Genomic DNA, 12,618 nt, shown 5'->3' on the forward strand with positions numbered 1-12,618 from the left:
CGTACGCGAGCGACCTAGCTCCAGCCGAGTTCGGAGCCGATCGCCTTCACGTTCTCGAGCAGGTGTGCGTTGTAGGCGACACCCAGCTGGTTGGGGACTGTGACGAGCACGGTGTCGGCATCCTGCACCGCCGTGTCCTTCGCGAGCTCCTCGACGATCTGCTCCGGCTCGCCGACGTAGCTCTTGCCGAACCGGGCGAGGCCGCCGTCGAGGTGCCCCACCTGGTCGCTGCGCTCGCGGGAGCCCATGCCGCCGAAGTACTCGCGGTCGACGTCCGACACGATGGGCAGGATGCTGCGGCTCACGGACACGCGCGGCTCGCGCTTGTGGCCGGCCGCCTTCCAGGCCGCGCGATACTGGGCCAGCTGCTCCGCCTGCAGTTCATGGAACGGCACACCGGTGTCCTCGGTGAGAAGCGTCGAGCTCATGAGGTTCATGCCCTGCTCCGCGGTCCACACCGCGGTCGCCCGCGTTCCCGAACCCCACCAGATGCGGTCGGGCAGGCCCGGCGACTGCGGCTGGATCGCGAGCGAGCCCTCCGCTCCGGTCATCTTCGGGTCAGCATGCGCGGCCCCCGCACCGGCGATCGCCGCGCGGAACACCTCGGCGTGCGAGCGGGCCAGGTCGGCGTCCGTCTCCCCGTCCGCGGGCACATGCCCGAACGACTCGTAGCCGTGCAGTGCGGGCTCGGGTGAGCCACGACTGATCCCGAGCTGCAGCCGCCCGCCGCTGATGAGGTCGGCCGCGGCGGCATCCTCGGCCATGTACAAGGGGTTCTCGTAGCGCATGTCGATGACGGCCGTGCCGATCTCGATGCGCTTCGTGCGCGCACCGATCGCGGCCAGGAGCGGGAACGGTGAGGCGAGCTGCGGCGCGAAGTGGTGCACGCGAACGTACGCTCCGTCGATGCCGAGCTCCTCGGCCGCGACCGCGAGGTCGATCGACTGGAGCAGCGCCTCCTTCGCGGTTCTCGTCTTCGAGCCGGGGATGGGCTGCCAATGGCCGAAGGAGAGGAATCCGATGCGCTTCACTCCAGGAACAGCGCCCGGGGGCCGTGCGGTATTCCCGTTGGCAGGCGTTCGGGCCGCTCAGGTGAGGTGGTCGAAGTCTCCGCGAACCCAGCCGATGTAGCGGTCGGCAGAGCGCCGCACGGCCGCGCGAGCATCCGATGGCACGGTCTGCCCGAAGTTTCCATAGATACGGTCGTAGTCGAAATCGTTCACCGCGGCGACCACCCGCTCGACGACGGCGGCCGAGAGCGGAATGTCGTTCGGGTAGCTGCGGAGGAAGGTGACCCAACGTTCGCTCGGGCCGGGGAATATCGTGTCGCCGGAGAGCAGGACCCCCTTGCCATCTGCGCCCGTGAAGGAAAGGACGGCGCTTCCGGGGAAGTGGCCACCGACGGTACGGACAGTGACGCCGGGGAGTGGCTGGAGGTCTCCCGTCCAGCCCTGGATGACCGCGTCCTCCCGCCGGACCCACTCGCGATCCGCGTCGGCGACGAAGACGGGAGCATCGCCGAGGGCACGAGACCAGGACACCTGCGCGCCGAACATGTGCGGATGGCTTGCGACGATCGCCACGACTCCGCCGAGGCCGCGGATCCAGTCGGCGGCAGCGGCATCCACGAATCCCGGCGGATCCCACAGAATGTTGCCCGCACCCGTCTGCACGAAATGCCCGTGCTGGCCGATGCCCACCTTGGGCTCGGCCCACAGCGCGTCGAGTCCCGGTTCGGTGCTCGCGTGCACGATACGGGTTCCGTCGAGACCCAACTGCTCGAGCGACAACCACTCCTGGCCGGCGGGCGGAACATATTGTCGCTCGTCCTCGCAGATCGCGCAGCGCGCGGGTGGCGCATCCGACTCCGGGTGTTCGACGGCACACGCCTTACAGATCCACAGCGTCATCGACACACGATACCAAGCCGCTCAGACGGTCTGGCCCACGAGGAAATGCCATCCGAGCCACCACCAGAACAGCAGGATGCCGATCCGGGCCGAGCGCGTCGCCATGACGTGGTCGATCATCGACGTGAGGGAGGTGAGCCGCTCCGGATCGCGCCTGGCGATGACCTCGAGGACCCCGATCGCGACCAGGCACGCGAGGAATCCGGCAACGGTGATGAGTCGGATCGTCATCGCTGCTCCAGGTCCGAGCGGCGGCTGCGCCGCAGGAACCAGATCCCGGCGAGGAGCCACAGTCCGGTGAAGACGATGCGGCCCGCGAGCGTATCGACGTACGGGTCGAGGAGCAGGGAGATGCTCGGATGCTCGAACATGGCCTCCGGCGAGCGAAGCCCCAGGAGGTAGGAGGTCACCTCGATGAGGCATCCGATGACCCCCACCGCCGTGAACAGGATGATCGCGTTCCGCAACGGGCGGGTGTGCTCGCTCGGCCCGCCAGCGGCGTCCCACGACACCACGAGCACGAACACGCCGATCGCGCTCACGATGAGACCCTCGACGACGCCGTGGCGCGGCGCCAGAACAAGCAGGGTTCCCAGCACGACGGCGCATCCGGCAAGCGTGGCCAGGGAGGGCAGTCTCACGTCGGGAACGCGAAGGCGCACCCAGCCCATCCCATCGGCGAGGAGCAGGATGGCGATGATCAGGAAGAGCGCCCCATCGACGGGCGCGCCACGGAAGAAATGGAACAGTGCGGTCACGATCACGACGAGGGTCCACGGTTCGGCGATCCGCTGGAGCGTGCCGTGCCCCCGTGTCGACGATGCCGGATGCTCGGACATATCCTCAGGCTACGCCCGCCGCCGTGTCCCGGTGCAAGCCTCCGGGTCGATCGCGCATAATCGAAGGGTGACCAACGATCCGGATGCTGCGAGCGACCTTGAGGGCCTCGGGCGCGAGATCGAACTGCTCGCCGAGAGTTCGTCGAACCTGGCCGCGCGGGCACGCTCCGACACGTCGGCGGAGCTGTTCGACCGTGCCTCGGCGCTGCGCAACAACGCCATGGGCATCATCTATGACGGGGACGGGTCGAGCGACGAAGAGCGCATCGGCCGGCTTCTCGCGCTCGTGCCTGCGCTGCTCACTGTCGTCGACGAGGCGAGGGACACCATCGGGCGACTGCGCGAACTGGCAGGGGAGAGCGATCCGGAGAAGGCGCTTAGCCCGTATGACGCTGCCGGCCGGGGCGCACCGTCGCTCCCGGATTGGAACGCCTGATCCCTACGGCTGCGCAGCGTGCCGGCGCTTCGCGAGCTTCACCCAGGTGATGACGACGGCGGCGATGATCCCGCCGGCGATGAGCCAGGGAGCGAGGACCCCGAGCGCGACGAGCACCGCAGCCCAGAAGCCCACGAACGCGCCCCATCCTGCGACGAGGCCGGTCCAGAACGTGTCGGGCGTCGCAGCGGGCGTGTCCTTCTCCGAGATGAGGGACAACGCCACGGTCGAGAGCTGCACCTGGTCGTCGAGGTTCCGTTTCTGCGACTGAAGGCTCTCGAGGTCTGCCTGGCGCTGGGAGAGCGCGGACTCGATCGCGAGCAGGTTGTCGGTCGAGCTCGCCTTCTGCATGAGGGTGAGCAGGCGGTCGACGGATGTCTGCAGCGCCGTGATCCGCGCGTCGAGATCCTCGGACTGGGTCGTCACATCCGTCGAGTTGATCGAGGTGTTTCGTGCGATGCCGAGGGCCTTGAGGTCTTCCAGCGCCCGGGTGAGGCTCGCGGAGGGGATGCGAAGTGTGAGTCGTGCGCTTCCCGGTTCGCTCTGCGTGGGTGCCTGCTCGCTGCGGTCGGCGACCGTGCCGCCGAACCGGTCGGTGATGCGCGCAGCATCGTCCGCAGCGTCGACGGGTTTGTCGACGGTGACGGTGAGCTGCACGGTCGTGATGATCTGCGGGCCGTTTACCACGTCCTTCCCGCCCAGATCGGGCGCGCCGCCGCCGCTCGCATCCTCGCCGCTGAACTGCGGCTGGGCCACGGGGGCATCCGGTGCGCTCGAGGTCGAGCTGCCGGCCAGAGAACATCCGGAGAGCAGCACAGCGGAGAGTGCCAGGACCGTGGTGACCAGGATTCGCCTCATGGGGCCACCATATCCGCGAGGATCCGGCGGCCACCACCCAACGTTTCCGGCGACATGTTCGTCACCCCGGCCGCGCAGGAGATACTGGCGGTATGGGATTCCTCGACCGATTCCGTCGACGGCGCGCTCCGCTGCTGCACATCGCGGGCGATGAGGGGATCGGCTCTCCCGTCATCCTCGTGCACGGGATCGCGTCGTCGTCGGTGACGTTCGAACTGCTCGTCCCGCTGCTCGTCGCGCGTCACAGGGCGATCTCCATCGACCTGCTCGGGTTCGGAGAGTCCCCGGCGCCGGCGGATGCGAACTACACGATCGAGGAGCACGTCGCGGCCCTCGCGCGCACGATCGACTCGTTGCGGCTCAGGGAGAAGTTCGTCCTCGTCGGGCACTCGATGGGAAGCCTCATCTCAGCTCGGTACGCCGCAACCCACCCACGCGCACTGTCCAATCTCGTGCTCGTCAGCCCGCCGGTCTACGTGAATCCCGCCGCCATCGGCGATCCGCGCAGTCGTGCGGCGATGGACCTCTACCTGCGCGCGTACGAGTACCTGAGGTCGAACAAGAAGTTCACGATGCGCAACGCGGCGATGCTCGCCAGGCTCTCGCCCATCCGGAACGTCCTCGACGTCTCGGAGCGGAACTGGACGCCCTTCGTGCTCTCCCTGGAGAACCTCATCGAATCGCAGACGACCATCAGCGACCTCGCGGCCGTCAGGGTTCCCGTCGATGTCGTCTACGGGAGCCTCGACCCGTTCCTCACGCCGGGCGGGCTGCGCATCGTCGAGCAGCTGCGCAACGTCACGACGCACAGGGTCGAGGCCAACGACCACATCATCCGGCACCGGCTGGCGCGGGTCGTCGCCACGGCCATCGGATGAACGATCGACCTAGGCTTGGGGCATGGAAGAGAACGTGATGCCCCGTGCAGGGGTGGAGGTGTCCTCGATCGGACTGGGCACCTGGCAGCTCGGTGCCGACTGGGGCGAGGTCGGCGAAGACGAGGCCAGGGCGGTTCTGGATGCAGCGGTGCAGAGCGGCGTCACGTTCTTCGACACGGCCGACGTCTACGGCGACGGCCGCAGCGAATCCATCATCGGAGGCTACCTCGCCGACAACCCGGAGCTCGACGTGTTCGTGGCGACGAAGATGGGTCGGCGGATGGAGCAGGTCGCCTCGAACTACAGCATGGCGAACTTCCGGAGCTGGATCGACCGATCCCGTCGCAACCTCCGCGTGGACACGCTCGGACTCGTTCAACTGCACTGCCCTCCGACCGAGGTGTATTCGCTCGATCGGGTATTCGATGACCTCGACACTCTCGTCGAGGATGGCGCGATCGCCCGCTACGGCGTGAGCGTCGAGACCGTGGCGGAAGCGCTCGCGGCGATCGCGCGGCCCCGCGTTGCGAGTGTTCAGATCATCCTCAACGTCTTCCGCCTGAAGCCGCTCGACGAGGTGCTTCCCGCGGCGCTCGAGGCCGGAGTCGGCGTGATCGCGAGGGTGCCGCTCGCCTCGGGGCTCCTGAGCGGCAGGTATCGCGCGGATACGACGTTCGCCGCGAACGACCACCGCACGTTCAATCGGCACGGTGAGGCGTTCGATGTGGGGGAGACCTTCTCCGGTGTCGACTTCGAGAATGGTGTTGCTGCGGCTCAGGAGTTCACCTCGTTGGCTGCCGCGCACGGACTCGAGCCTGCCGCCGCAGCGCTCGCCTGGGTGGCGCAGCTCGACGGTGTCAGCACGGTGATCCCCGGCGCGAGGAACGCCGACCAGGCGAAGGCGAATGCTGCGGCGGGAGAGGTCGCGCCTCTGGGTGCCGACTTCAGTGCGCAGGTGGCGTCGCTCTACGACCGCTACTTCCGGGGGGCCGTTCACCCTCGGTGGTGAGCGGGGGTGCCGCGACGCGCCCGCCACAACTCGTGCTTGCATCCGCGTGAATCACGATATATCTTGATTCCTTGAACGCGATATAACGTGAATAGATCCTCGTGATGGGTGGCGCAGGTGGGGACCGGAACAACAAGGCACGGCGGGAAGGCCGACAGGCAGGCCGACTCTGGGCCGGCAGCCGCCGGGCGGGCGAAACTCGGACCCGCATTCGCGAACCTCTTCACCGCGAACATCGCCAGCAGCCTGGGGGACGGCATCGCTCGAACCGCCATCCCGCTCCTGGCGGTGCAGGTGACGCTCGATCCGCTCCTCATCTCCGGCATCTCCGCACTCGCAATGCTGCCGTGGTTGTTCTTCGCGATCCCCGCCGGCATCCTGATCGACCGCATCGACCGTCGCGCGGCGCTCGCTCTCGCGAACGGGGTGAGAACGATCCTCGCTGTCGCGCTCTTCGTCATCACCTCCACCGGGAACCTCACGATCTGGTGGCTCTACATCATCATCTTCATCTACGGGATGTTCGAAACGGTCTACGACGGAGCGATCAGGGCGGTCGCCCCCAGCATCCTCGCCAAGGCCCAACTGCCGCGCGCGAACTCGCTCATCGAGGCGGGGGAGCAGGTCATCCAGAACTTCGTGTCGGGACCGATCACCTCGCTGCTCTTCGCCGTCTCCGTGCTGATCCCGCTCGGCGCGAACGCGGCGGTGTATGCGCTCGCGGTGATTCTGGCCATCCTGCTCCCGAAGATCGCGTCGGGGCGTCAGTTCGCTGCAGCCCATGCCGCCAGGCACGGCGAGTCAGCGGTCTGGTACAAGCAGTTCGTCGACGGATACCGCTTCATCGTGTCGAACAAGCAGCTCAAGACGCTGTGGTTCCTCAGCACCTTCTCCGGCATGTGCACCTCGATCGCGACGGCGAGCCTGGTGCTCTACCTCGTGGATCGGCTTCAACTCCCCGAGGCGCTCTTCGGCGTGTACATGCTGACCGGCGCCGCTGGTGGCATCGGAGCGTCGATGATCGCCTCACGGATGAAGGCACGATGGGGGACCGGTCTCAGCGTCGCGATCGGAAATCTTGTCGCGTCGATCGGTATCGTCGCCGTCGGTGCCTTCCCGAACCTGTGGGCGGTCGGGATCGCCTGGGTGTTCATCTCCGCCGGGATCACGGTGTGGAACATCCTGATCATGTCGCTGCGGCAGAGCATCATCCCGGGACGACTGCTCGGACGCGTGCACGGAACCTGGCGCACCCTGCTGTGGGGAAGCATGCCGGTGGGATCGATCATCGGCGGACTCATCGGGCGCATCGATCTCGTCCTGCCGTTCATCATCGGCGGTGGGCTCTCTGCGCTCGCCGGCATCATCTGGTTCCAGTTCCTGATGACCCTGCCCAACCCCGAAGACGTCGACAACGGGGACGACGCGGCGATCGCGGGCGCAGCGGATGCCGGTGCGGCGGAGGCCGGCGTCACGGGGGCCGGCCCGACCGATCCCGTGGTCGAGAAGTGACCGGTGTCCCACTCGAGCAAGACCACAAGATGCCGCCGACCCCGCATCGCTGGGGTGGGGTTCGGTGGGGTGGGCGGGAGTGCGGACGGAAGCTACGGCCGCACGGTCTGGATGGGCTCCGTGTCGGGGATGGGGCTCGAATCGAGCCCGCGCAGGTCCGGATGCGCCCGGCGAAAGATCGTGGGAACGAGGAATCCGAGGAACGCGAGCAGAGCGGCGATCCAGAACGCACCGTGGGCGTCGAACGCGTCGATCATGAAGCCGGCTGCGGCAGACCCGAGCGCAGCGCCGATGAGCTGGCCGGTGCCCACCCATCCGTAGGCCTCCGCCGTCTCGCTGAACTTCACACTCGCCGAGACGATCGTGAACATCACGGCGAGCGCGGGCGCGATCCCGAGCCCTGCCAGTGCGAGCGTCGCCGACAGCCACCAGAAGTCGAGGAACGCGGCGGCGAGGGCGAGCCCGACGAACACACCGAACATCCGCACGGCGAGCGCCCACGGCCCGATCGGCCGATGCCCGAACGCGAGTCCTCCCACGAGGGATCCGAAGGCGAAGATTGCGAGCACGACCCCGGACTCGGGGCGCCCTTCGCCGAAGGTGGCGACGACTCCAGCCTCGACGGCCGCACACGCGCCGATCATGAGGAAGCCGGCGACCGTGGCCAGGAGCACCGGCGGCCGGGTCAGCACGGCACCGAGCTTGCGGCGTGAGCGCGGGATGCGCACGCGTCCGACCTCGGGCGATGAGATGAACCAGATGCCACCGACGACCATGAACAGAACCGCGACCATGATGGCGATGACGGGGGACACCTGGGTCGCCAGGAGTGTCGCGATGACCGGCCCGAGGATCCAGATGAGCTCCTGCGCAGAGGCGTCGAGCGAGTAGAGCGGGGTCAGTTGGCCCGAGTTGACGAGCTTCGGGTAGATCGTGCGCACGGCGGGCTGGATCGGCGGGTAGCTCAGCCCTGCGATCAGCCCGAGCGCCATGTACAGCGGCACGGGCAGCTTGGGCGCCAGGGCGATCGTGCCGACCGCCGTCGTGCACACGATGAGCGTGAGCACGAGTACGCGCCTCATCCCCCAGGTGCCCATCCACCGGCTCGTGAGCGGTCCGGCGATCGCCTGGCCTGCGCTCGTGGCGGCGAGCACGAGCCCCGCGGCGCCGTAGGAATGGTGGATCTGCTCGATGTGGATCAGAAATGCGAGGGAGAGCATCCCGCCCGGGAACCGCGCGACGAGTTGAGACCCCATCAACCGGGCGACGCCCCGGGTTTTCAGGAGGCTCAGATAACTGTTCACAAGGGCTCAAGTCTATCGGCGGGAGTGCCATCCGAAATGTCGGTGGCGGGGTGGAGAATCTCCTCACAGCCTGTGCAGAACTCGGCCAACTTATTCACAATTGTGGATGACACGCCCACTACATATTGGGTTAACCGAATGCTCGGTACCCGCTATATAGTGATGGGACTGCCGCGGGGCGTCAGTGGTCGGAATGCATCATTTCGACCGGATGACACCCTCGCGCAGGGTATTTTTCGGGCCCGCACGGGCCCTCACGGGGAGAGATCAGCGCCGATCGGAGCGTGGGTCTCTCGGGATTGGGAGAAACACATGAGCATCACCGTCGTCAAGCGCAACGGGCAGCGCGAGCCGTACGATGCGAACAAGATCAACCTCGCGATCGAGAAGGCCAGCGCCGGACTCGACGACAACATCACCTGGGTCACCCAGATCGCGAGCGAGCTCGAGTTGACGCTCTTCGACGGCATCACGACGCAGCAGCTCGACGAAGCGGTCATCCAGGTGGCGCTCCAGAACGTCAAGGACGACCCCGAGTTCGACACGGTGGCCGCCCGTCTCCTCCTCAAGACGATCTACAAGCGCGTGCTCGGCGATTACGAGTCGGATGAGGAACTTCGCGCGCTGCACGTCGAGCACTTCGCCATGAACATCCGTCGCGGTGTCGAAGAGGGCCTGCTCGACACGCGCCTCATCGAGATGTTCGACCTTGACCTGCTCGCGAGGACGCTCGAGCCCGCCCACGACGACCTGCTCAAGTACATCGGAGTCGTGACCCTCAACAACCGCTACGGCATCAAGGGTCGCAACGGCGACGCCCTCGAAGTACCGCAGTACTTCTGGATGCGCATCGCGATGGGCCTCTCCCTCAACGAGGCGGACCCCAACGGCCAGGCGATCAGGTTCTACGAGAAGATGTCGAAGCTCGAATACCTCGCGGCGGGATCCACCCTCGTGAACGCGGGAACGAGCTACCCGCAGCTCGCCAACTGCTTCGTCATGGAGATGCAGGATGACATCGAGCACATCGCGAAGACCACGCGCGACGTCATGTGGCTCACGAAGGGCACCGGCGGAATCGGGCTCTCGGTCACCAAGCTGCGCGCCCAGGGTTCGCCCATCCGGAGCAACAACACGACCTCGACGGGGCCGATCCCGTTCATGCACACGATCGACTCCGTGCTGCGGGCGGTCAGCCGTGGCGGCAAGAAGTTCGGCGCGCTGTGCTTCTACATGGAGAACTGGCACCTCGACTTCCCGGACTTCCTCGATCTGAGGCAGAACTCCGGCGACCCGTACCGCCGCACCCGCACGGCCAACACCGCGGTGTGGATCAGCGACGAGTTCATGAAGCGCGTGCAGAACGACGAGGACTGGTACCTCTTCGACCCGCTCGAGGTGGCCGACCTCAACGAGCTGTACGGCAAGGCGTTCTCCGAACGCTACGCGCACTACGCCGCGGAGGCTGAGGCCGGGAACCTGCGGATGTTCAAGAAGACGACCGCACGCGAGCAGTTCAAGGCGATCCTCATCTCCCTCTCCGCGTCGAGCCACCCGTGGCTCACCTGGAAGGACACGATCAACAACCGTGCCTTGAACAACAACACCGGCACGATCCACCTCTCGAACCTGTGCACCGAGATCTGCCTCCCGCAGGATGTCGACAACGTCTCGGTCTGCAACCTCGCCTCGATCAACCTGTCGCAGCACCTGCTGGCCAGTGGTGGGATGGACTTCGCGAAGATCGAGGAGTCGGCCCGCATCGCGGTGCGACAGCTCGACAACCTCATCGACATCACGAAGTCGAGCGTGCCGGAGGCCGACTTCTCCAACCAGCAGAACCGTGCGGTCGGCCTCGGCGTCATGGGCTTCACGGATGTCGTGGAGAAGCTGGGCTACAGCTACGAGAGCGAAGAGGCCTACGACCTCATCGACGAGATCATGGAGCACGTCTCCTACGCCGCGATCGATGAGTCGGCAGAGCTCGCGAAGGAGCGCGGCTCCTACCCGAACTTCGACGGCTCCGGCTGGTCGAAGGGCATGGTTCCGCTCGACAGCATCGCGAAGACCGAGGAGGACCGCGGGGTCCCGATCACGGTCAACCGCACGACTCGCCTCGACTGGGACACCATGCGCGTGAAGGTCAGGGGCGGGATGCGGAACGCGACGCTCATGGCGATCGCGCCCACGGCATCCATCGGCCTCGTCGCCGGCACGACGCCTGGCCTCGACCCGCAGTTCACGCAGATCTTCAGCCGGTCGACCTCCTCCGGCAAGTTCCTCGAGGTCAACCGCAACCTCGTGCGCGACCTGCAGGAGCTCGGGCTCTGGGGAAGCGTGCGCGAGTCGATCCTGCGCAGCCAGGGCGACATCCAGGTCATCGATGCGATTCCCGCGCACCTCAAGGAGGTGTACAAGACGAGCTTCCAGCTCTCGCCGTACGCGTTCCTCGAGGTCGCCGCGCGCGCCCAGAAGTGGATCGACCAGGCGATCAGCCGCAACATGTATCTCGAGACGCGCGATCTCGGCGAGATGATGGACATCTACTACGGGGCGTGGGAACGCGGCGTCAAGACGACGTACTACCTGCACATGAAGCCGCGCCACCAGGCCGAGCAGTCCACCGTCAAGGTCAACAAGGCGGAGGACATCGACGCGGGGGCCAAGCGCGGATTCGCCGCCGCGGGCGCTCCCGCCGAGCCGGCAGCGGCATCCGCACCCGCCCGCAAGGGCTTCGGTTTCGCCGGGCTCGCTCCGAAGGATGGTGAGTGATGAACGACGACGAATTCTACGTCCCCACCGACCCCATGGACGAGCTGCAGTGCGACAGCTGCCAGTAACAAGCAAGTAAGGAAGCGATTCATATGTCAGGGATTCTCGGTACGGGCGTGCAGGAAGGGCTGCTGCTCAAGCCGGTCAAGTACCAATGGGCCATGGACCTCTACGACCAGGCTGTCGCGAACACCTGGTTCCCGAACGAGATCCAGCTCGACCAGGACATCGCCGACTTCAAGAAGATGACGGATGAGGAACGCCACGCGATCACGTTCCTCATGAGTTATTTCAACCCGAACGAGCTGCTCGTCAACAAGGCGCTCGCCTTCGGCGTCTACCCCTACATCAACGCGGCGGAGTGTCACCTCTACCTCGCGAAGCAGATGTGGGAGGAGGCCAACCACTGCATGAGCTTCGAGTACGTGCTGGAGACCTTCCCGATCGACCGTGAGGCCGCGTACGGCTCCCACGTCGAGGTGCCGTCGATGGCGCGCAAGGAGGAGTTCCAGGTCAAGTTCATCCGGCGGATGACCGAGGAGACGCTCGACATCACGACGGTCGAGGGCAAGCAGGACTTCGTGCGCAACCTCGTGGCGTACAACATCATCCTCGAGGGGATCTGGTTCTACTCGGGCTTCATGGTCGCCTTGAGCTTCCGGCAGCGGAACCTCCTGCGCAACTTCGGCTCGCTCATGGACTGGGTCATCCGCGACGAGAGCCTTCACCTCAAGTTCGGCATCAACCTCATCCTCACGGTGCTCGAGGAGAACCCCGAGCTGCAGACGCCGGAGTTCGCCGCCGAGATCAAGCAGATGATCCTGGATGCCGTGGAGATGGAGGAGGCCTACAACCAGGACCTGCTCCCGAGCGGCATCCTCGGTCTGAACGCCACCTACATCAACCAGTACGTCAAGTACCTCGCCGACCGGCGCCTCGAGGAACTCGGCTTCGACCCCGAGTACAAGGTGTCGAACCCGGCCAAGTGGATGGCGACCGCGAACGACACCTACGAGCTCGTCAACTTCTTCGAGTCGACGAATACCTCCTACGAGGCGAACGCGAAGGCCGTGACCGGGGCGAAGAAGGAGTAGCCGCGC

General features: G+C 66.2%; 12 protein-coding genes. 6 read left to right on the forward strand and 6 right to left on the reverse strand.

The genetic code is table 11. The features are described 5' to 3' along the window. Nucleotides 1-14: 14 nt before the first annotated feature. Genes BKA04_RS09590 through BKA04_RS09605 form a run of 4 tightly spaced genes read right to left on the reverse strand, consistent with a single transcriptional unit; the run spans nucleotide 15 to nucleotide 2,749 of the window. Nucleotides 15-1,031, reverse strand: a complete 1,017-nt coding sequence (locus BKA04_RS09590) for an LLM class flavin-dependent oxidoreductase (RefSeq protein ID WP_104096205.1) — start codon at nucleotides 1,029-1,031, stop codon at nucleotides 15-17. 57 nt (nucleotides 1,032-1,088) lie between these two features. Continuing rightward, on the reverse strand, nucleotides 1,089-1,910 hold the full coding sequence (locus BKA04_RS09595; protein ID WP_104096206.1) for an MBL fold metallo-hydrolase: 822 nt from the start codon (nucleotides 1,908-1,910) through the stop codon (nucleotides 1,089-1,091). A gap of 21 nt (nucleotides 1,911-1,931) precedes the next feature. Further along, nucleotides 1,932-2,141, reverse strand: coding sequence for a DUF6186 family protein (locus BKA04_RS09600; protein ID WP_104096207.1), 210 nt, complete (start codon nucleotides 2,139-2,141; stop codon nucleotides 1,932-1,934). Further along, nucleotides 2,138-2,749 (reverse strand): hypothetical protein, encoded by a 612-nt coding sequence (locus BKA04_RS09605; RefSeq protein WP_104096208.1) that lies wholly within the window; start codon nucleotides 2,747-2,749, stop codon nucleotides 2,138-2,140. Before BKA04_RS09605 ends, BKA04_RS09600 begins: the two co-directional genes overlap by 4 nt. A 67-nt stretch (nucleotides 2,750-2,816) precedes the next feature. On the opposite strand from BKA04_RS09605, the gene BKA04_RS09610 reads away from it, so the two are divergent. Then, the gene (locus tag BKA04_RS09610) at nucleotides 2,817-3,185 is read left to right on the forward strand and encodes a hypothetical protein (RefSeq protein ID WP_104096209.1); all 369 of its coding nucleotides are present in this window, start codon (nucleotides 2,817-2,819) and stop codon (nucleotides 3,183-3,185) included. A gap of 3 nt (nucleotides 3,186-3,188) precedes the next feature. On the opposite strand, the gene BKA04_RS09615 is transcribed toward BKA04_RS09610, so the two are convergent. Next, nucleotides 3,189-4,043 carry a DUF4349 domain-containing protein gene (locus BKA04_RS09615; RefSeq protein WP_104096210.1) on the reverse strand — a complete coding sequence of 285 codons (855 nt, stop codon included), beginning with the start codon at nucleotides 4,041-4,043 and terminating at the stop codon, nucleotides 3,189-3,191. 92 nt (nucleotides 4,044-4,135) lie between these two features. Between BKA04_RS09615 and BKA04_RS09620 the strand changes: the two genes are divergently transcribed. The 3 genes from BKA04_RS09620 to BKA04_RS09630 all read left to right on the forward strand — a co-directional run bounded on the left by BKA04_RS09620 (nucleotide 4,136) and on the right by BKA04_RS09630 (nucleotide 7,442). After that, nucleotides 4,136-4,921 carry an alpha/beta fold hydrolase gene (locus BKA04_RS09620; RefSeq protein ID WP_104096211.1) on the forward strand — a complete coding sequence of 262 codons (786 nt, stop codon included), beginning with the start codon at nucleotides 4,136-4,138 and terminating at the stop codon, nucleotides 4,919-4,921. 22 nt (nucleotides 4,922-4,943) lie between these two features. Next, nucleotides 4,944-5,930, forward strand: coding sequence for an aldo/keto reductase (locus BKA04_RS09625; RefSeq protein WP_104096212.1), 987 nt, complete (start codon nucleotides 4,944-4,946; stop codon nucleotides 5,928-5,930). 117 nt (nucleotides 5,931-6,047) lie between these two features. Next, nucleotides 6,048-7,442 carry an MFS transporter gene (locus tag BKA04_RS09630; RefSeq protein ID WP_167309724.1) on the forward strand — a complete coding sequence of 465 codons (1,395 nt, stop codon included), beginning with the start codon at nucleotides 6,048-6,050 and terminating at the stop codon, nucleotides 7,440-7,442. A gap of 92 nt (nucleotides 7,443-7,534) precedes the next feature. Here the strand turns inward: BKA04_RS09630 and BKA04_RS09635 are convergent, their stop codons facing one another. Continuing rightward, nucleotides 7,535-8,746, reverse strand: coding sequence for an MFS transporter (locus tag BKA04_RS09635; RefSeq protein ID WP_104096214.1), 1,212 nt, complete (start codon nucleotides 8,744-8,746; stop codon nucleotides 7,535-7,537). 312 nt (nucleotides 8,747-9,058) lie between these two features. On the opposite strand from BKA04_RS09635, the gene BKA04_RS09640 reads away from it, so the two are divergent. Both BKA04_RS09640 and BKA04_RS09645 read left to right on the forward strand, forming a co-directional pair. Then, nucleotides 9,059-11,518 carry a ribonucleoside-diphosphate reductase subunit alpha gene (locus BKA04_RS09640; RefSeq protein WP_104096215.1) on the forward strand — a complete coding sequence of 820 codons (2,460 nt, stop codon included), beginning with the start codon at nucleotides 9,059-9,061 and terminating at the stop codon, nucleotides 11,516-11,518. Between the two features lie 92 nt (nucleotides 11,519-11,610). Then, nucleotides 11,611-12,612 carry a ribonucleotide-diphosphate reductase subunit beta gene (locus BKA04_RS09645; RefSeq protein WP_104096216.1) on the forward strand — a complete coding sequence of 334 codons (1,002 nt, stop codon included), beginning with the start codon at nucleotides 11,611-11,613 and terminating at the stop codon, nucleotides 12,610-12,612. Nucleotides 12,613-12,618 lie beyond the last annotated feature (6 nt).

The organism is Terrimesophilobacter mesophilus (genome assembly GCF_014200375.1).
GTDB classification, from domain to species: Bacteria; Actinomycetota; Actinomycetes; order Actinomycetales; family Microbacteriaceae; genus Terrimesophilobacter; species Terrimesophilobacter mesophilus.